Annotated in this window: 15 protein-coding genes and 1 pseudogene; 11 read left to right on the forward strand and 5 right to left on the reverse strand. The window is 33.2% G+C overall.

Annotated features, from left to right (window positions below):
* Window positions 1-61 precede the first annotated feature (61 nt).
* Window positions 62-772 (reverse strand): tRNA1(Val) (adenine(37)-N6)-methyltransferase, encoded by a 711-nt coding sequence (locus B0A58_RS05485; protein WP_089080197.1) that lies wholly within the window; start codon window positions 770-772, stop codon window positions 62-64.
* Between the two features lie 10 nt (window positions 773-782).
* Window positions 783-4,475 (reverse strand): restriction endonuclease subunit S, encoded by a 3,693-nt coding sequence (locus tag B0A58_RS05490; RefSeq protein WP_089080198.1) that lies wholly within the window; start codon window positions 4,473-4,475, stop codon window positions 783-785.
* Window positions 4,476-4,638: 163 nt separating this feature from the next.
* Here B0A58_RS05490 and uvrC point away from each other — a divergent pair, with 163 nt between their 5' ends.
* The 5 genes from uvrC to B0A58_RS05515 all read left to right on the forward strand — a co-directional run bounded on the left by uvrC (window position 4,639) and on the right by B0A58_RS05515 (window position 9,108).
* Entirely contained in the window at window positions 4,639-6,438 is a 1,800-nt protein-coding gene (uvrC, locus tag B0A58_RS05495) for an excinuclease ABC subunit UvrC (protein ID WP_014082662.1), read from the forward strand.
* Window positions 6,439-6,560: 122 nt separating this feature from the next.
* Window positions 6,561-7,376, forward strand: a complete 816-nt coding sequence (locus B0A58_RS05500) for an SDR family oxidoreductase (RefSeq protein ID WP_089080199.1) — start codon at window positions 6,561-6,563, stop codon at window positions 7,374-7,376.
* 12 nt (window positions 7,377-7,388) lie between these two features.
* Window positions 7,389-7,688 carry a putative quinol monooxygenase gene (locus tag B0A58_RS05505; RefSeq protein WP_089080200.1) on the forward strand — a complete coding sequence of 100 codons (300 nt, stop codon included), beginning with the start codon at window positions 7,389-7,391 and terminating at the stop codon, window positions 7,686-7,688.
* Window positions 7,689-7,705: 17 nt separating this feature from the next.
* Window positions 7,706-8,197, forward strand: a complete 492-nt coding sequence (locus B0A58_RS05510; protein ID WP_089080201.1) for a hypothetical protein — start codon at window positions 7,706-7,708, stop codon at window positions 8,195-8,197.
* Window positions 8,198-8,199: 2 nt separating this feature from the next.
* Window positions 8,200-9,108, forward strand: coding sequence for a helix-turn-helix domain-containing protein (locus tag B0A58_RS05515; protein ID WP_089080202.1), 909 nt, complete (start codon window positions 8,200-8,202; stop codon window positions 9,106-9,108).
* A gap of 46 nt (window positions 9,109-9,154) precedes the next feature.
* Here B0A58_RS05515 and dprA read toward each other — a convergent pair whose 3' ends face one another.
* Window positions 9,155-10,261: a DNA-processing protein DprA gene (dprA, locus tag B0A58_RS05520; RefSeq protein ID WP_089080203.1), complete on the reverse strand. Its 1,107-nt coding sequence runs from the start codon at window positions 10,259-10,261 to the stop codon at window positions 9,155-9,157.
* 104 nt (window positions 10,262-10,365) lie between these two features.
* Between dprA and B0A58_RS05525 the strand changes: the two genes are divergently transcribed.
* Together B0A58_RS05525 and B0A58_RS05530 are read left to right on the forward strand one after the other, a co-directional pair.
* Window positions 10,366-11,316: an HU domain-containing protein gene (locus B0A58_RS05525; RefSeq protein ID WP_089080204.1), complete on the forward strand. Its 951-nt coding sequence runs from the start codon at window positions 10,366-10,368 to the stop codon at window positions 11,314-11,316.
* Between the two features lie 52 nt (window positions 11,317-11,368).
* On the forward strand, window positions 11,369-11,878 hold the full coding sequence (locus B0A58_RS05530) for an acyl-CoA thioesterase (RefSeq protein WP_089080205.1): 510 nt from the start codon (window positions 11,369-11,371) through the stop codon (window positions 11,876-11,878).
* 144 nt (window positions 11,879-12,022) lie between these two features.
* Here the strand turns inward: B0A58_RS05530 and B0A58_RS05535 are convergent.
* Together B0A58_RS05535 and B0A58_RS05540 are read right to left on the reverse strand one after the other, a co-directional pair.
* Window positions 12,023-14,075 (reverse strand): annotated as a pseudogene (locus B0A58_RS05535) (M13 family metallopeptidase).
* Between the two features lie 213 nt (window positions 14,076-14,288).
* On the reverse strand, window positions 14,289-15,311 hold the full coding sequence (locus B0A58_RS05540; RefSeq protein WP_089080206.1) for a hypothetical protein: 1,023 nt from the start codon (window positions 15,309-15,311) through the stop codon (window positions 14,289-14,291).
* A 102-nt stretch (window positions 15,312-15,413) separates the two neighbouring features.
* On the opposite strand from B0A58_RS05540, the gene B0A58_RS05545 reads away from it, so the two are divergent.
* From B0A58_RS05545 to B0A58_RS05560, 4 genes are all read left to right on the forward strand, one after another.
* A complete protein-coding gene (locus B0A58_RS05545) occupies window positions 15,414-16,004 on the forward strand; it encodes a thymidine kinase (protein WP_089080207.1) in 591 nt (196 codons plus the stop codon).
* 8 nt (window positions 16,005-16,012) lie between these two features.
* The gene (locus tag B0A58_RS05550) at window positions 16,013-18,451 is read left to right on the forward strand and encodes a bifunctional UDP-N-acetylmuramoyl-tripeptide:D-alanyl-D-alanine ligase/alanine racemase (RefSeq protein WP_089080208.1); all 2,439 of its coding nucleotides are present in this window, start codon (window positions 16,013-16,015) and stop codon (window positions 18,449-18,451) included.
* 64 nt (window positions 18,452-18,515) lie between these two features.
* The gene (locus tag B0A58_RS05555) at window positions 18,516-19,103 is read left to right on the forward strand and encodes a Uma2 family endonuclease (RefSeq protein ID WP_089080209.1); all 588 of its coding nucleotides are present in this window, start codon (window positions 18,516-18,518) and stop codon (window positions 19,101-19,103) included.
* A gap of 11 nt (window positions 19,104-19,114) precedes the next feature.
* Window positions 19,115-19,686: Uma2 family endonuclease (locus B0A58_RS05560; protein ID WP_089080210.1), on the forward strand; the 572-nt coding region annotated here is incomplete at its 3' end.

A 19,686-nucleotide genomic window follows, 5' to 3' on the forward strand; every position in this document is an offset into this window, starting at 1 on the left:
TGTAAATAACTCGAAAATATTATTTTGTTAGGTAGTGTAAATCATTTGGTACAAACTAGCTTTACATTTTCAAATAAAAATCACGGGTCAATGCTATATATTCAGGTGTATATTGGTGCCTAGAAATTTCGATTATCAAGTCGTTTTCAATAAGTTTTTCAGCTTTTTGGGTCGAAAATGCTATCAAACTGCGTTTGAAAACGGAATTAGCATGCCCTTTTACATGGGTTATTTTTTGAGGGTACAAATCAAATGTGCTTGCCATAGCAATAAAATTTGGAGCTTCTTTATACGGAACAATTACCGCAAAAATGCCATTGTCTGCCAATAATAAAGCGACTCCTTCCAAAAGATGCTCAAAAGGCAAAGCCTCCTGAAAACGGGCCATATCTCGTTGTGGATTGTCGCTATACACCGTTTCCGAAAAAAAAGGCGGATTTGAAACAATCAAATCATAAAGTTCTTCGGGTTCGTCCATAAGTTCGTCCAAACCCGCATGAAAACAAAACAAGCGATCGTTCCAAGGTGCATTTTCAAAATTTTCCGTAGCTTGTTCATAAGCATCTTCATCTATTTCTATGGCGTCAATTTGTTGAGCATCAGACCGCTGAGCCAACATCAAAGCAATGATGCCCGTACCCGTGCCTATATCCAAAATGTTTTGTGGATGGTTGTCTATTGGTGTCCAAGCTCCAAGAAGCACCCCATCGGTACCAATTTTCATGGCACATTGGTCTTGATTTACGGTAAATTGTTTGAATTGAAAACTCATTTTTTGTGTTTTACAAATATTTCTTTAAAATTGCTTCTTTCTGTTTTGGAATTTCATCAATTTCGGTTTCCAATGCTTTTATTTTTGCTTCTATTTTCTCAATTTCTGAAACTATTTTTTGTTGTTCAGCAATTGGTGGAACGGCAATTTTAATTCCTTGAATTCTGTCTATTGAAGCTCTTTTAGTTCTTGAAAACTCAAATACTTTCCCTTCTTTTTCTAAAATGAAAGCTAAATATTTTTCATTAATAGAATTATCTTTTACTCTCAAAACACCACAATGATCAGTTGGATAAAATGGATAATCTTTTGGAAGATGATTTACCATCCAGTCGCCATCAATTCCCCATAAAACAGATGGTTTACTGAAATCTTCGATTAATAATTTATCAATATTTCCAAATGGTTCAATAACATTGGCACTATAAACAGGAATTTTACCATTTTCTACAAACTCATTTTTCAAGACTCGTTTACCGATAGAAACCTCAAAAATATTTTCATCGCTTAACCTTACTATTTTATTTGCTTTTGATTCGGCTTGATTAAATAAGTTTACAATTGTTTCTTTACCTTTTTCAACTTCTGCTTTTGCTTTCTTTTCTTTTGCTTCTAAAACTTCAATTTCTGTAACTATCTTTTTTTGAATATCTAAAGGTGGAAGTGGGATTTTTACTTCATTAATAATTCCAGATAAATTATTAATATTTGATCCTGTTCCTATATCTCTTATTGTTTGTCTTAATATAGTATTAAGTAGTTGATAAATATATTTAGATATAGCATTTTTATTAACTCTAATAATACCCATAAAACCTCCAGCAAAGTAATTTGTGTTTTCTTCAATAAAGGCAACTTTACCTAAGTGTTCTTTACTACCACTTGAAAAACAAATAAATATGTCATTTTTAGTAAGTTTTTTTTCTATAGGAATATTAAAACTTTCATTAATAAAAACTTGTTTTTTAATTTCAAAACCACCATTTAAAGTGATATTATCAGCTGTTAAAATAATTTTATTTGTTTCTGATAAAGATTGATCGCTTTTAGAATATGTTACACCTTTTATAATGTCTGTTATTGTATCTAACCTTTCTAAATTCCACTTACTTTCAATTTTTATTTTGTTTTTTTTTGTAGAAAGTTTTATCTCCTTATGAAATTCCGCTCTATCAAAAGTAAGCATATCTAATAAATTAACATAAGAAACATTATCTTTTAAATTTTCATCAATATCTAAATTACAATTTCCAATAAACGCATTATAAATATAACTACTTGCTTTTGTTGAATCTTTTATATCTTCTATGTTGTATAGGCTTGTACATTCGTCAATTGTTTTACCACCTTGTATTGGATGCATTCCTTCACTTCCTCTTCTATCCGAAAAATAATAACCAAAAAATTTTTTTTCAGCATCTTTTTCACCACTTTTTACGAGAACTATATTTTTTTGATTGTAAGCTATTATAAAATGTAATAATTTATCTTTTTCTGTTTCAATTAATTTATTCCAAAACTCATTTTCTTTATTGGCTTTTATCTTTTTGCGGTATTCTCTATAAATTTCATGTTCTGTTACAGTTTTGGTTGGTTCTTTTTTTAGTAAAGAAATGTAATCGTCAAATGAAATATTTTCCCAAACATAATTTATATATTTAGAAATAGGTTTTTCAATTTGGTTTATGGTATTATCTATAAATTCTACACAAAATTTATTTACGAAATTTTTTAACTTAATGTTCTCTTGATTGTTTCTTCGTTTTAAAAATAGAGTAACAGTATTAGTGCCTGTAGCCATAAAGGTGTTGCTTCCTAATTCAGCAATTGCAATAATATCAAAATATTGCAAAATAATTTCCCTTGTTTTGGTTTGTATTCCTATGTTGTTTAAAATAGAACTCGGTAAAACAATTGCTGCAATTCCATCATCTTTTAATAAATGTTTGGTTCGTTCTACGAAAAGACATTCAATATCTTTACTTTTTTCTGAAAGATAAGGATATAATGTAAAATCATTTTGAGCACCAATATATTCTAAATCATCTTTACAATCGTTTACAGAATAAGGTGGATTTGAAAGAACCAATGAAAATTTAGCTTTTGTAGAATCTTCTAAATTTGTATTGTCTTTCAAGAGACCTTTATAGGTTTTAGAACTTTCAAAACTATCTAATCCATCACCGTGAATAACTTGAGCCACACCATCACCATAAAAATAACAACCTACTTTGGCTACTTTTACCAAACGATAATCTTTTTCAATTCCGTAAACATATTTTGCCGCCCATTCATAAGGATCGGCTTGCCAAGATTTTATTTGTTTTATTGCTTTTGGAAAGAAATTCTTCATTTCTTCTTCTTTGAAAGCATTGATAATATCTTGGTATTCTTCCATTGCTTCCGTAATGAAATGCCCACTTCCTGCTGCGTAATCAATTACTGCAGGTAATTCAGGTGCTTCTTTGTTTACTTCTTTTTCTATCATTTGTTTGATAGGTATAGAGCGAACAATGAATTTAGTAATTGGTGGCGGTGTAAAATATTGACCAACTTCTTGTTTTAATCCTGTAGTCAATAATTTTTCGAAGAAATCAGACAAATGTTGTTGCTTTCTCGGATAACGAATTTGATATTTTTCTAAAAGTTTAACAACATCTTTTAATACACGTTGATTTTCATCAAAACTTGCGTCGTCTAAAACTTCTTTTATCGCAAGTATATTATTGAATTTTAAAACTTTTTTCTTTTTTTCTAAAAGTTCTTCAGGTGAATTTGCTTTGAAATCTTTCTCATCTATTCCTTCTATTTCTTTTTGAAGAAAAGCAAATAAACCATCTTTATGTAAATTAATTAAACGAACTTGAAAATCTACAGCATTATCATCTTCTCTCCAATGAAATTCTAATTCGTCACTTTCTCTTTTCGCTTCATCATATAATTTTGCTAAAAAGAGATTAAATATTTTATTGAAAGCATTTGGCTTGTCAGAAACCGAATGTTTACGAAGTATTGAAGCAAACTCGTGAAATATTTTGGTGCTTTCCGCTTCGTCTAATTCTTTTAAATCTGCTTTTGTGAATTTTTTGCTTTTAAAATCATACGGCTCATTTTCCCAAACACCTTGATGTTTCGTATTCTTGTTCCAAATGGTATAAAAATCTTTTACAGTTGGTGCAAGTCTATGTTCTTCTTCAATTTTTACAATTTCATTTTTGTAAATAATAGTGTCTTTATCAAGTTTAGAAGCATAAAGCATTAATATTTCAGCACTTTTATCTTGCTGAAAATAAGAAAAAAGTTGGCCTCCATCTTTTTTCATTTTCTTTAATTCATCATCAAACTCTTTTCCAAAAGTTTTACATTCAATCATTAAGTAAGCCTTATCTTCATTCTTAACTAGAATATCAAGTCTCCCTTTTTCTTGGCGACCAAGCTTCCATGTAGGCTCGAGAATTATATTTTCGGGTTTATAACCTTTTTCAAGAAGTTTATCTACACATTCAAGAACAACGAAATTTTCAGCTTGTGAATGGTTTTGTGTGGTTTTGCTTTCGCAACTAATTTTATCACCGTAGTTAATAATTTCTTTTGCAAAATCAATTTCTATAACATAATCATTCTGATATTTTTTTATAAAAATATCTTTTGCATTTTCTTTTGGATGAAAATCAATAGTTTGTATTAAATTTTTGAAAGACATGTTTTTTTTCAGCAAAAATAAAAATGTTTTGCGACAATTTACGCTTTTTGGAATAAAAATCCATAATTTTCAATTTATTAAAAAGGTTTTGATAATGAAAAAAAATGAGGCCTTGAAATCTTATTATACAAAGATTCTATTATTTTTGCACCAAAAGATTCGCATGACAAAACCTGATTTGCAACTCCAAATTCAAACCCTCCCCGATAGTCCTGGAGTGTACCAATATTATGATAAGGAGGGCAAAATTTTGTATGTTGGCAAAGCCAAAAACCTCAAAAAAAGGGTGTCATCGTATTTTAACAAAGTGCACGACACGGCCAAAACCAACGTATTGGTCAAAAAAATTGTAACCATCAAACATATTGTGGTACCAACGGAAACGGACGCCCTTTTGTTGGAAAATAACTTAATCAAAACCTTACAACCTCGATACAATGTCCTGCTTCGTGATGATAAAAGTTATCCGTGGATTTGTATTAAAAAAGAACCTTTTTCGAGGATTTTTGCCACAAGACGCATGATCAAAGATGGCTCGGAATATTTTGGTCCTTATACCAATTTCAAAACCGTTTCTACTATCTTGGAATTAATCAAAGAGTTGTATCCGTTGCGAACTTGTCAGTTTGATTTGAGCCAAAAAAATATTGAAAATCACAAATTCAAAGTGTGCTTAGAATACCACATTGGCAACTGTAAAGGGTGCTGCGAGGGTTTTGAGTCTTTGGATGATTATCAAAAACAAGTGGAGGCTATCCGACAAATTTTGAAAGGAAATTTCAAAGAAAGCATGAAAGACTTCAAACAATTGATGACCACTTATGCCGAAAATTTGCAGTTTGAAGAAGCACAAAAAATAAAAGAAAAAATGATGGTTTTAGAGCAATACCAATCACGCTCTACAATCATCAATCCAAAAATATCTAATATTGATGTTTTTTCTATTGTGTCTGATGAGAGTGCGGCTTTTGTCAATTTTTTACAAATTTCACATGGTGCCATCATTCGGTCGCATACTATGGAAATCAAAAAAAAGCTGGACGAAACAGACGACACTTTGTTGGAACTTGCCATTGTCGAACTTCGAGAGCGGTTTCAATTGTTGTCAAAAGAAATAATTGTGCCATTTATGGTCGATCTTGGTGAGCATATCAAAGTAACCGTGCCACAGTTGGGAGACAAGAAACAAATTTTAGACTTATCTATACGAAATGCAAAATTCTATCGAATAGAACAACTCAAACAATTACAAATAGTTGATCCAGAAAGACATACCAATAGAATCATGACTCAAATGCAAAAAGATTTGCGGTTGAGTGTTGCCCCAAGGCATATAGAATGTTTTGATAACTCCAACATTCAAGGTACAAATCCTGTTTCGGCTTGTGTGGTTTTTAAAGATGGAAAACCAAGTAAAAAAGATTACCGACATTTTAACATCAAAACAGTTGAAGGCCCTAATGATTTTGCCTCGATGGAAGAGGTGGTTTACCGCAGATACAAACGACTTTTAGACGAAAACGAACCTTTGCCACAACTGATCATCATTGATGGGGGCAAGGGGCAATTGTCATCGGCACTCAAAAGTATTGATGCCCTAGAGCTTCGTGGAAAAATTGCCATTATTGGAATAGCCAAACGGCTAGAAGAGTTGTTTTATCCTGGTGATAGCACCCCTTTGTATTTAGATAAAAAATCCGAAACCCTCAAAATCATTCAGTATTTGAGAAACGAGGCACACCGTTTTGGTATTACTTTTCACCGAGACAAGCGAAGTAAATCGGCACTCAATTCTTCATTAGAAAGTATTCCTGGCATTGGCGAAAAAACCATGGAAGCCCTCATCAAGCATTTTAAAAGCGTCAAAAGAATCAAAGAAGCCTCAGAAGCCGATATTGCAACCCTTGTTGGTGCCTCAAAAGCAGCAAAAATAGCCCAATTTTATGCCTCAAAGGAGGGTTGATTTTTTACAAAAATACAGTGCCAATTAATAAAACCACAATTAGCATACAAACAACCTGAATTTGTATCATCTTCTTCATAGATAAATGGTTCAATTTTGCACCATAATTTAAAATCAATAAAATGAAAAAAACAATTTTAATTACAGGTGCAAGTAGTGGTATTGGTAAAGAAACAGCTAACTTGTTTCATTCTAAAGGGTGGAATGTAATAGCAACCATGAGAAATCCTGAAAACGAAATAGCGTTGAAACAATTGGAAAATTGCTTAGTAACCAAGCTAGACGTGTTGGATGTTAGCTCTATTGAAAATGCTTTTGATGCAGCAATTCAAAAATTTGGAACTATTGATGTATTGCTCAATAATGCTGGGTATGGCGCTTATGGTCCTTTAGAAGCTTTTAGTAAAGAAAGAATTGAGAGACAATTCAACACCAATGTTTTGGGGCTCTTGGATGTTACAAAGGCAGTTTTGCCACATTTTAGAAAAAACAAAAATGGAATTATTATCAATATTTCATCAATTGGTGGCAAAATGACGTTTCCGTTGGGTTCGCTATATCATGGAACAAAATTTGCTGTAGAAGGAATATCCGAATCTTTGAATTTTGAAGTAGAACAATTTGGTGGACAAGTAAAAATTGTAGAGCCAGGTATGATTGCTACAGATTTTGCAGGAAGATCTTTTGATTTTACTAATGACGAAAGCATGTCAGAATATCAAAATATAGTTGGTACCTTGATGGGTGCAATGCCTGCTATGACTGAAAATGCGTCACCAGCAAGCTTGGTTGCTGAGGTGATTTTTGAAGCAGCAACCGATGGCAAAAAACAATTGAGATACACCGCTGGTGAGGATGCCAAAACACTTGTTGCAAACAGAAAAGAATATGATGATGCCACATTTATTGGAGGTATAAAAGCACAATTTGGAATATAAAAAATTAAAAATATGACTAGCAAAATATATGTTACTGCAAAATTTACAGTAAAAAAAGAAAAGTTGGATGAAGCAATCGCCTTGATGAAAAACCTTACTAGCACAACCACACAAACAGAAAAAGGTTGTGTTGCTTATTATTATTTACAGAGTATTACAAATTCTTGCGAATTTACTTCGTGTGAAATATGGGAAAATGAAAATGATGAAGCAAAACATTGGGAAACGGCTCATGTGCAAAATGCTTTGAAAGCACTACCCCATTTGTTGGAAACGCTTCCCGAAATTGTTAAATGGAAAGATTTGAACTAATAAAATAACGTTTGGTTATGAATGCGATTGAAAAATATTTTAATGGTGAAAAAGCCGAAAGTTTAGTTTTTATAATAATAGGAGTCCTTGCTTTGGCAATGGCTCTTTATTTTATATTTGTACTAAAAACTAGTTTTTGGAAAGGAGTTGCCATACCTTTTATTGCGGTTGCTTTACTCGAAATTCTTGTGGGATATATCGTTTTTACAAGAAGTCCAGAAGATGTAAATCGTGTGAAAACTTATGTTGAGAAAGACCCAAAAAGTGTTCAAACACAAGAAATACCTAGAATGGAACAAGTGATGCACAATTTTGTTGTTTTTAGATTTGTAGAAATTGCATTGATTGTTTTTGGAATTGTGTTGATGTATAGCACTAAGAATGACACCTTTTGGCGTGGATTGGGGCTAGGGCTTTTTTTGCAAGCTAGTATGGTCTTGAGTTTGGATTTCTTTGCCGAAAGACGAGGTCATGTGTATATCAATTATTTAAAACAAGAGAAGCAATAAATATGAAAGGATATATTCATCTTCAAAGTATAGCCGATTTGTACCAAATGTTTAATTTGGGTAAGGCTCAACATCCTTTGGTTGCTGTTTTAGATTTTAGTAAAGTAACCGAACATGTAGCACAAAATACCAAAATCACGACCGATTTTTATTCCATAATGTTCAAAAATTATTGTCAAAATCATATAAAATATGGACGAAAGCCAATAGATTTTCAGGACGGAAACTTGATTTGTATAGCTCCAAATCAAGTGATTGAAATAGATAATGAAGTAGAAGAAAAGGAAGATAAAATTGGGTGGGGGTTGTTTTTTCACCCAGACCTTATTCGTGCTACATCGCTCAACGAAAAAATAAAAGATTATACTTTTTTTGATTATGAAGTTTCAGAGGCACTCCATCTTTCTGATAAAGAAAAAAATATTTTGATAGAATGTATTCAGAAAATTCAAACCGAACAGCAAGAAAATATAGATGTTCATAGTAAGCAAATTATCGTTTCTACTATCGAATTATTGTTGAACTACTGTACTAGATTTTATGGCAGACAATGGATAACAAGAAGTGTATCAAACAAAAATGTAATTTCAGAAATAGAATCTATACTAAAATCCTATTTTGAAAATGAGGATATAAAAGAAATGGGCTTGCCTACAGTAAAGTATTTGGCAAATAAGGTACATTTATCGTCAAGCTATTTGAGTGATTTATTAAAAAAAGAAACGGGCAAAAACGCACAAGAGCACATTCATTTTTATCTAATTGAAAATGCAAAGAGTATGCTTTTGAATTCTGAAAAAAATATCAATGAAATAGCGTATCAATTGGGGTTTGAGTATCCGCAGTATTTCAATAGGCTTTTTAAGAAAAAAACAAGTACAACACCTATGGAATTCAGAAATTTAAACTAAAAAAACGTATAATAATTGTAAATTAAAAATTATTGAAAACATCAATTTATATTGCTTCAAATAATTTGCCTGGCAAAGGTCTTATTACACCTTTCATCTCCATATTGAGTAACAAACCTGAAATTTTGAAAATAGGAAAATCACATTCGAGAGCAATGATATCGAGAAGTTCTTTGCCGTTTTGAAGCAAAAAATCATACACTTTTTGTTCATCAGCTTCAAGCGAAACAAACAATTGTTTTTGAACGGGTTTGAGTTGTTTTTGGACATCCCAGTTTAAATTATATACCAAATCGGCGGCCGAGGTTAGTAGCGTGGCTTTTTGGGTTTTAATCAAGTCGTTGCAACCCTGACTAGATTTGTCTGAAATTCGGCCTGGTACTGCAAAAACATCTCTGTTATATTCCACGGCCAAGTTGGCCGTAATCAAAGACCCGCCCTTGGCCGCAGATTCGATAACAACGGTGGCTTCGCTCATGCCTGCCACAATTCGATTCCGACGAACAAAATTTTCTTTCTCAGGGTTTGAATTGCTCCAAAAATCTGTCAAAAAACCACCATTTTCTTCCATTTTTGCCACATATTTTTTGTGTGGTTTTGGATAAATTTGATTCAAACCATGTGCTAAAACGCCAATAGTTTGCAAACCTAAATCCATAGCTACTTGGTGGGCTACTATATCCACACCATAAGCAAAACCACTAACAATTACAGGATTTAAAGGGGCTAAATCTGTAATAAATTTTTTGCAAAATTCAGTTCCATAAGGAGTAATTTGCCGAGTGCCAACAATACTAATTAATTTTTGATGATTAAGATTCATTCGGCCAGTTCCAAACAGCAAAATAGGACCATCAAGACAATGTTTGAGGCGGTCTGGATATTCCAAACTTTGATAATTCAATACTTGTAACTTTTGATTTTGAATAAATTGAAGCTCGGTTTCGGCTTTAAAAAAAACAGATTTGTCTTTTAGGTTTTTTATCAAAATACTACCAACGCCTTCAATAGCAGTAAGTTGAGTGCTTTTTGCTTCAAATACTTGTTGTGCATTGCCACAATGAGAAAGTAATTTTTTTGCCATTACATCGCCAACACCTTCCACTTTTTGTAAAGCTAATAAGTAAAATAATTCTTGGTCTGTTAATTCCATATATTAATTTAGACTGTTTTTGAGTTGATAAAAATACAAAAATTGTTAATAAAAAATGTTAATAAATATTTTGTAAACAACTTTGATTGTGTAATTTTGTAACTATGAAGATAGAACAATCCATATCACAGCTATTATACCGTTACCAGTGCGTCATCGTTCCTGGTTTTGGTGCGTTTCTTACTGAAATTCAGTCTGCAAAAATACAAGAAAATTCTAATACATTTTTGCCTCCAAAGAAACAAATTTCATTCAATTCACAAATTGTGAGTAACGATGGTTTATTGGCAAATTATATTGCTCAAACAGAGAAGAGTACTTATGAAAATGCCATGATATTTATTGAATTTGAAGTAGATAATTGGTTGAAAAAACTTCAAAATAACGAAAGTGTTTTGTTTAAAAATGTTGGTGAAGTAGGTTTAAACGAAAACCGAAACATGATTTTCAAACCTTTTGATGAGGTAAATTATTTGGCAAGTTCTTTTGGATTGTCGCAATATGTAGCTCCTGTTGTTGAAAGGGTTATCGAAACAGTTCCTGATCAAGAAAATTCAGTTGAAGAAACACCATCAATCGCTAAAGTTTCTGAGCCAACAATTTCAAAACAATCTTATGGTCATTATTTTAAATATGCTGCCGTATTGGTTCTTGCATCAGGCATTGGTACTGTTGGTGGTATTAATATGTATGAGAAAAAAATAGCCCAACAAACATTTGATGTAGAGAATGCTGTACAGAAAAAAATTGAAAATAAAATCCAAACAGCCACTTTTTTTATAGATAATCCGATAACAGAAAGTGCTTTAGAAACAGCTGCTAAACCTTACTACCACATAATGGCTGGTTCTTTTAAAAACGATGAAAATGCTCAAAAAAAGTATAACCAATTGATTCAAGATGGTTATCAAGCAAAAGTATTGCCCGTAAACGAGCATGGATTAATTCCTGTTGTTTATGGTAGTTTTAGTTCTTATTCAGATGCTAAAACGGTTTTAAACGAAGTACAAAACAAAGAAAATCCAGAAGCTTGGATTTTAATTAAAGCATTATAAATAAAAAATCCCGATAAAAGTCGGGATTTTTTTTGAAATTAAATTGCATTTTATGAACCCAAAACATCCTTCAGAATCATTAACAGTTCTTACAGATTTGGTTTTGCCAAGCGAAACAAATCCTCTTAATAATCTTTTTGGTGGCGAGTTATTAGCCAGAATGGATAGGGCTGCCAGTATTGCTGCCCGCAGACACTCTCGTCGAATTACAGTTACAGCATCTGTAAACCATGTAGCATTTAACAAAGCGATACCTCTTGGTAGTGTTGTAACTGTCGAAGCCAAAGTATCTAGAAGTTTTAAGTCGTCTATGGAAATTTATATAGATGTTTGGACAGAAGATAGAGAATCAGGTCATCGAACAAAGGCCAATGAGGCTATTTATACTTTTGTTGCCGTAAACGAAATGGGCATCCCTGTAGAAGTGCCTCCTGTTGTGCCTCAAACAGTATTAGAACAACAACGCTATGATGCCGCTTTGCGTCGCAAACAGTTGAGTTTACTTTTAGCGGGTAAAATAAAACCTAGCGAAGCTACAGAATTAAAGGCATTATTTGTTTAAATACTAGCAAATAATCCAATAGTATTAAGATATAGTAAAGCAATAGATGTATATTTGGTATTATTCAAAATCAACTCAAAAAAAAGAGGGTCGCTTTTAAAAGCGACCCTCTTTTTTTTATTTAAAAATCAATAATAAGGTTGATTACCAAATTTTTACTCGTTTTTCTGGAGCAATATACAAAGCATCGCCTTCTTTTATTTGAAAAGCTTCATAAAACGAATCAACATTCAACAACGGTACGTAAGCTCTGTACATGCCAGGCGAATGTGGATCTGTTTTTAACCTGATTTTTAATAGCTTCGTCTCTCATTTTGCTTCTCCAAATGGTGCCCCACGAAATGAAAAAACGTTGTTCTGGCGTAAATCCATCAATCAAAGGCATGTTTTTTTGATCTTTTAAATACAATTTCAATCCATCATAAGCTGCATTTACACCACCTAAATCACCAATGTTTTCGCCCAAAGTAAATTTTCCATCTACACGAATACCTGGCAAAGGTTCCAACATGCTGTATTGATAGGCCAATGCACCTGTTAGGGCTTCAAATTTTTTACCATCTTCTTCTGTCCACCAATCTACTAAATTACCTTCGGCATTGTATCGGGCACCCGAATCATCAAAACCATGCGAAATTTCGTGGCCAATTACAGCACCAATACCACCATAATTAACGGCTTCGTCTGCTTTAAAATCATAAAAAGGAGGTTGCAAAATGGCTGCAGGAAAAACTATTTCGTTATAAGAAGGATTGTAATAGGCATTTACAACTTGTGGAGCCATTCCCCACTCGGTTTTGTCCACGGGTTTGGTTAGTTTTTTAATATCTTCTTGATACTCCCATTTTGATATATTAATCATGTTTTGAAAATAAGAGCCTCCCTCTGCCGGGTTTTGAATTGTCAAAGCCGAATAATCTTTCCATTTATCTGGATAACCTATTTTTATGGTCAGTTTATTTAGTTTTTCTACTGCTTTTTTCTTCGTATCTTGGCTCATCCACGATAAGTTTTGAATTCTATTTTCATAAGCCTTCATCACATTTTTTATCATCAATGCGGCTTTTGATTTGGCTTCGGCTGGAAATTTTTGCTCAACGTATAATTTGCCCAATGCTTCGCCAATGTTGCCATTTACGGTTTGTAAAGCCCTTTCATCTCTTGGTTTTTGCTTTACAGCGCCTGCTAGGGTTTTGCTATAAAAGTCCCAATTAGCCGTTTCAATATCTGTGGATAACGCATTGGCAGCATCATTTAGCAAGCTCCATTTCAAATAATTTTTCCAATCATCAACCTTGTTTTCGGCAAATATAGCTTGCAAGGCCTCTAAATATTTTGGTTGGGTAACAACTACCGTTTCGGTGTTTTTGAACCCAACAGTTTTTAGGTATAAGTCCCAATTGATGGCTGGAAATAATTTTTGAATGTCTGCTATCGACATAGGATTATACGATTTTCTGTCATCACGGGCTTCTACTCTATCAAAACGAGGTTTGGCCAATTGAATTTCAAAATCTAATATTTTTTGTGCATTGATTGCTGCTTTTTCGGGAGATTGACCAATAAATTGCATCATTCTTGTTAAATGTGCTACATATTTAACTCTTTTTTCTTTAGCATCTTTTTCTTCAGACACATAATACTCTCGGTCTGGCAATCCCAAACGGGCAGTACCAAGATATACTACATTTTTATTACTGTCTTTTGCATCAGATCCTACTCCAAATCCAAAAAATCCAATGCCTCCTGATGGCTCTAATTCCATCATTAATTTTTGTAAATCGGTAACGTTTTGAACGGCATCTATTTTAGTCAAATAGGGTTTTAATGGTAAAATACCCATTTTATTTCGGGCAACAGTATCTAATATTGATTTGAATAAATTAATGGCTTTTCCCTGATCGGTGTTGGATTTGTATCGACTGCTTTGACTTGCGGTTTTCAATATAGCCATAGCGTCTGCATCGGTTTTTTTGCGAAGTTCGTCAAAACTTCCCCATCGGCTTCTGTCTTTTGGAATCTCTGTATTGTCTAGCCACTTTCCATTTACAAATCTAAAAAAATCAGTGCCTGGTTTGACGTTTTTGTCCATCAGTTCAACCTTTATTCCTGGTTGTGCTTTTGAATTACCCGTTTGTGCTTCTACGGAATGTAATCCTAGTAAAAGCAAACTTGTTATAAATAAATTTTTTTTCATAAATTAATTGTTTGGTTTTGATTGTTTATAAATACGAACAATAAGTCTATTCAATTGTATATTTGTTTCAAAATTATTGTTTTTTTTTCTAAAATCTAAAAAAAAATGTTTTAAAATAAAAATTATTCAAATAATTAATACTTATGCTTGATTTTTTTAGGCTTGAACCAACAGATTTGTCATGAACTACACCCATTATCAAAATCAAAACAATTACACATCATACAAAAAATATTGTTTGATGGTATCTAAAAGTCGGGTTTCATAACTTTCCATGTCTTTCCAATGGTCGTATTTTGGTTTTACCTCGGTATCTATAAAAATTTTAGCTTCATCAAAGGATGGTAATTGATCTATCTGGGCTACAAAAGCGTTAAATGCAATAAAACTAGCATCAAAAAGGTATTGTACAAAACCAATTTTATCATTTAGCCCAAAACGAGTTGCTAAAGACGTTCTTGCAAGCGGCGTTGAGGTATTTTCAATGGTTTTAAAATCACTTTTGAACAAATGATCTGTTGGTTTTTCAATTCTTTCAAAAACAGGATCTGCATAATCAAGTTCTACAATTGTCGTTTTGTTTGTTGCTGCCTCTGTAGCAAGTGTAGGTGTTTTTTCAACTTCAAATATTTCCTCTTCTTGATGGTTTTCCTCTTCTTTTTGACTTTTCAAAGGCTCTTCGGTACTATTGTTTAAAACTTCTGTTGGTTTTTCAGAAGATGGGTTATCTATAATTGGATTTTTTTCTACATCAATTTGTTCTAATACTTTATCAACTTGTATTGGTGTCTTTTCGTTGGCATCTAGGTCCTTCAGATTTGTAGGGTTAGAGTCATTTTTAGATTCATCAACTATTTCAACTGGCACTTTTGATGGGCTCATCACAATTTCTGTTGATTCAAACTCTTTAATTTGCGGTGCATCTATAAAATGATCTTTTTCGGTTTGGATAGATTCCGTTTCAGCTAAAATAAGTGATTCTAATGTTTTTACAACAACTTCTTCAGCCTTTGTATCGGTATTTTGACTATAAATATGTTCTAATTTTTGAAAAATAGTCGAACTACCAATTGTAGGCACAACGTCATGAAAATGTTTTTCTACAAACATTAAAATCGAAATTTTTTCATACAATTTTAAACATTCTGCCTGTAACTGTGGCAATTCGGCATGGCCTTTGAGCCTTAAAATTTGGTGGGCAATGCTCATTAAGTCGGCTTCTAATTTTTTCTTCATAACTTTTAAAATTTAAGTAAATGGAACTAATAATTTTTGGTAAATTTGTTTGCGATACAAAGTAATACAAATAAATTAATTTTACAGTAAAAAAAATAAAAAATGTTTCTCGAAAATACAGTAAATCATAAAGAACAATTTGGATGGATAGAAGTGATATGTGGCTCAATGTTTTCGGGCAAAACCGAAGAATTAATTAGACGTTTGAAAAGAGCACAATTTGCAAAACAAAAAGTCGAAATTTTTAAACCCGCCATCGATACTCGATACGACAACGAGATGGTAGTATCACATGATAGCAACGAAATACGTTCGACACCCGTACCAGCAGCAGCAAATATTGCCATTTTAGCTCAAGGTTGCGATGTAGTGGGCATAGACGAAGCACAGTTTTTTGATGACGAAATTGTAAAAATTTGCAATGATTTGGCCAACAACGGTATTCGGGTAATCGTTGCGGGTTTGGATATGGATTTTAAAGGCAATCCATTTGGGCCTATGCCTGCCCTAATGGCTACTGCTGAATATGTTACAAAAGTGCATGCGGTGTGTACCAGAACAGGCAATTTGGCTCATTACAGTTTTAGAAAAAAAGCCAATGACAATTTAGTCATGCTTGGCGAAACGAATGAATATGAACCATTAAGTAGAGCCGCTTTTTTTAATGCAATGCCTTTAAAAAAACAAAAATAAATTCATATATGACAATGACTTTTTCTGAAATAATTCCTGTTATCAATGCTCATTTTGAAGGAGAAATTCCAAATATTTGTATCGATAATATTGTAATAGATAGTCGTTCGTTACAAAATGGAAGTCAAACGCTTTTTTTTGCTATTGTTGGTCCACATCACGATGCCCACCAATATATTGAAACCCTTATTTCAAAAGGGGTTACTTGTTTTGTTGTGTCTTATATTCCAAACGGACTTCAAAACAAAGCTCATTTTCTACTCGTGCAAAATACCTTGACAGCTTTACAACAATTTGCTGCTTTTTATCGCAATCAATACCATTTTCCTGTGGTTGGTATTACGGGCAGCAACGGAAAAACAATTGTAAAAGAATGGCTTAATTTTTTGCTAACACCAGATTATAATATCATCAGAAGTCCAAAAAGTTATAATTCGCAGGTTGGGGTGCCTTTGTCTGTATTGGCCATTAATGAAAATCACAATTTTGGTATTTTTGAAGCAGGTATTTCGACAGTTTTTGAAATGCAACATTTACAAAAAATCATAAACCCCAATATTGGTATTTTAACAAACATTGGCCCAGCCCACGACGAAGGTTTTGATCATAATTTGCAAAAAATTTGCGAAAAAATGGTGCTTTTCAAAAATGCAGAGGTCGTAATTTTTCAAAAAAACAAAGATGTTGAAGCTGCTTTGACCCAAAAAAATAAAAGCTTTACATGGAGTTTGACGGATAGACGGGCTAGTGTTTTTATCCAAAAAAACGACCTATTATACACTTTTTTTGATACAAATGATCAAAAAATGGGCCATTTGCAAATGCCATTTGCAGACGAAGCATCAATAGAAAATGTGATTTCTTGTATCATGCTGTTGTTGTATTTAAAATATGATTTTCAAACAATTCAAAAAAGAATCAGCCTTTTATTTCCATTAGAAATGAGGCTAACAGTTAAAAAAGGTATTGAAAATGCTACTTTAATTGATGATAGTTATAGTTCTGATTTTCAGTCTCTTAAAATTGCTTTGGATTTTATGGAAAATCATAAACAAGGCTTTCAAAAAACAGTAATTTTATCAGACATCTATCAAAGTGGTTTGCCCGAAAAAGAGTTGTATCTCAAAGTAGCTCAATTGCTTTCAGGAAATCAAATCACCCGATTGATTGGCATTGGCAAAACCATCGAAACCTTAAAACCATTGTTCAAACAAAGTGTGTTTTATGAAAGTACAGAAACCTTTTTGAGGGCTATCAAAGACATGCGTTTTCAAAATGAAACGATATTAATTAAAGGAGCCCGACGGTTTGAGTTTGAAAAAATTGTTGCAGCTTTAGAAGAGAAAACACATGAAACGGTATTGGAAATCAACTTAAATGCGATTAGTCATAATTTGAATTATTATAAAACTAAACTAAAACCTACTACCAAATTGATGGCCATGGTAAAAGCCTTTGGATATGGAAATGGTGGTTTTGAAATTGCTAAACTGCTCGAACACCACAAAGTTGATTATTTGGGTGTTGCTTTTGCCGATGAAGGTATTGCCTTAAAAAATGCGGGTATTAAACTACCAATTATGGTACTAAATCCTGAAAGTACCAGCTTTTTGAGCCTTATTCAATACGGATTAGAACCCGAAATTTATAGTTTTCGAGGATTACATTCTTTTTTAGAAATTGCCCGCCAACAACAGCTTTTGGATTATCCAATACATATCAAACTTGATACTGGAATGCACCGTTTGGGTTTTCAAGAACCCGATTTGACCTCATTAATTGCTATTTTGGAGGCCAATAATTCTGTAAAAGTGCAGAGTATTTTATCGCATTTAGCAACAAGCGATGATTTGGACAGTCGTCATTTTGCTCAATTTCAAATTCAGTTATTTGAAAAATGCTCGTCCATGATTATGCAAAAATTGAAAATACAGCCTATCAGACATGTATTAAACACCTCAGGTATTAGCAATTATACAGAAGCACAGTACGACATGGTGCGATTGGGAATTGGATTATATGGCATTTCAAATGATCCAAATGAACAACCCTTATTGGCACATGTTGGCACATTAAAATCTATTATTTCACAAATTAGAACAATTTATCCAGGTGAAAGTGTAGGGTATAGTCGCAAATTTAAGGCTCATAAGCCAACCACCATTGCAACGATTCCCATTGGTTATGCCGATGGAATTTCGAGACTTTGGGGCAATGGAGTGGGTTATGTAACCATCAACCAACAAAAAGCTAGTATTGTAGGCAGTATATGTATGGATATGCTTATGGTAGATATAACCGACATCAACTGTTTAGAAGGAGATAATGTGATTATCATCGGACAGGATCCAAGTGCCATATTGATGGCAAAAGTCTTGCAAACCATACCTTATGAAATTTTAACAAGTATCTCTCAACGGGTCAAACGGGTTTTTTATAGAGAATAAAGTGGCTAGAATACTATTTTGAAAATGGTTTTTTTGTATATTTGTCTATTATTATAGAATTGGAATGAAAACAATTACCTTATTTTCAGATTTAGATTTGACCAAAGAATATACTTTTTCGGATTATTTGCAGTGGCAATTTTCCGAAAGGGTAGAATTACTTAAAGGTTTTATCAAGCAAATGAGCCCTGCACCAAGTAGAAGACATCAAACGACATCGCAAAATTTGAATTTTAAAATTTATTCTTATTTCAATACTAAAAAATGCAGTGTATTTGTTGCCCCTTTCGACGTGCGTTTGCCAATTGCTTCTGCAAAAAAAGACACAACGGTAGTGCAACCCGACTTGTGCATTATTTGCGACGAAAGCAAACTAGACGATTATGGTTGCAACGGTGCACCCGATTTGATTGTTGAAATCGTTTCGCCTAACAACAGCAAATATGATGTAGATACCAAATTCAAGCTGTATCAAGAAGCAGGTGTTATGGAGTATTGGATTGTACAAACGGAGATGAAAACCGTGTTGGTGTACCGCCTGCAAAATGGCATTTATGTAGGCTCGAAACCTTTTGCCGAAGGCGAAATTATTGAAAGTCCGTTGTTTCCAGAAATGACAATTGCGGTGGATGAGGTTTTTTATAGAGTTTAAAATAAAAAAATATGGCAGTAATCACCCATTTTTCAGATTTAGATTTGTCCCAAGAATATACATTTTCGGATTATTTGCAATGGCAATTTACCGAAAGGGTAGAATTGCTCAAAGGTTTTATCAAAAAAATGAGCCCCGCACCAAGTAGAAAACATCAGTCGGTTTCATTTAACTTGACAATGTTGATTGGAGCTTTGTTCAAAAACAAAAGCTGTCGGGTATTTGCAGCCCCTTTCGACGTGCGTTTGCCAATTGCTTCCGCAAAAAAAGACGCAACGGTAGTGCAACCTGATTTGTGCATCATTTGCGACGAAAGCAAACTAGACGATTATGGTTGCAACGGTGCACCCGATTTGATTGTTGAAATCGTTTCGCCCAACAACAGCAAATATGATGTAGATACCAAATTCAAGCTGTATCAAGAAGCGGGTGTTATGGAATATTGGATTGTACAAACGGAGATGAAAACCGTGTTGGTGTACCGCCTGCAAAATGGCATTTATGTAGGCTCGAAACCTTATGCCGAAGGCGAAATTATTGAAAGTCCGTTGTTTCCAGAAATGACAATTGCGGTGGATGAGGT

Origin of the sequence: Flavobacterium branchiophilum NBRC 15030 = ATCC 35035, from assembly GCF_002217205.1 — a bacterium.
Classification (GTDB): domain Bacteria; phylum Bacteroidota; class Bacteroidia; order Flavobacteriales; family Flavobacteriaceae; genus Flavobacterium; species Flavobacterium branchiophilum.

Coding starts and splice junctions, on each gene's coding strand:
- B0A58_RS05485 (WP_089080197.1), bottom strand. CDS start 772: ATGAGTTTTCAATTCAAACAATTTACCGTAAATCAAGACCAATGTGCC.
- B0A58_RS05490 (WP_089080198.1), bottom strand. CDS start 4,475: ATGTCTTTCAAAAATTTAATACAAACTATTGATTTTCATCCAAAAGAA.
- uvrC (WP_014082662.1), top strand. CDS start 4,639: ATGACAAAACCTGATTTGCAACTCCAAATTCAAACCCTCCCCGATAGT.
- B0A58_RS05500 (WP_089080199.1), top strand. CDS start 6,561: ATGAAAAAAACAATTTTAATTACAGGTGCAAGTAGTGGTATTGGTAAA.
- B0A58_RS05505 (WP_089080200.1), top strand. CDS start 7,389: ATGACTAGCAAAATATATGTTACTGCAAAATTTACAGTAAAAAAAGAA.
- B0A58_RS05510 (WP_089080201.1), top strand. CDS start 7,706: ATGAATGCGATTGAAAAATATTTTAATGGTGAAAAAGCCGAAAGTTTA.
- B0A58_RS05515 (WP_089080202.1), top strand. CDS start 8,200: ATGAAAGGATATATTCATCTTCAAAGTATAGCCGATTTGTACCAAATG.
- dprA (WP_089080203.1), bottom strand. CDS start 10,261: ATGGAATTAACAGACCAAGAATTATTTTACTTATTAGCTTTACAAAAA.
- B0A58_RS05525 (WP_089080204.1), top strand. CDS start 10,366: ATGAAGATAGAACAATCCATATCACAGCTATTATACCGTTACCAGTGC.
- B0A58_RS05530 (WP_089080205.1), top strand. CDS start 11,369: ATGAACCCAAAACATCCTTCAGAATCATTAACAGTTCTTACAGATTTG.
- B0A58_RS05540 (WP_089080206.1), bottom strand. CDS start 15,311: ATGAAGAAAAAATTAGAAGCCGACTTAATGAGCATTGCCCACCAAATT.
- B0A58_RS05545 (WP_089080207.1), top strand. CDS start 15,414: ATGTTTCTCGAAAATACAGTAAATCATAAAGAACAATTTGGATGGATA.
- B0A58_RS05550 (WP_089080208.1), top strand. CDS start 16,013: ATGACAATGACTTTTTCTGAAATAATTCCTGTTATCAATGCTCATTTT.
- B0A58_RS05555 (WP_089080209.1), top strand. CDS start 18,516: ATGAAAACAATTACCTTATTTTCAGATTTAGATTTGACCAAAGAATAT.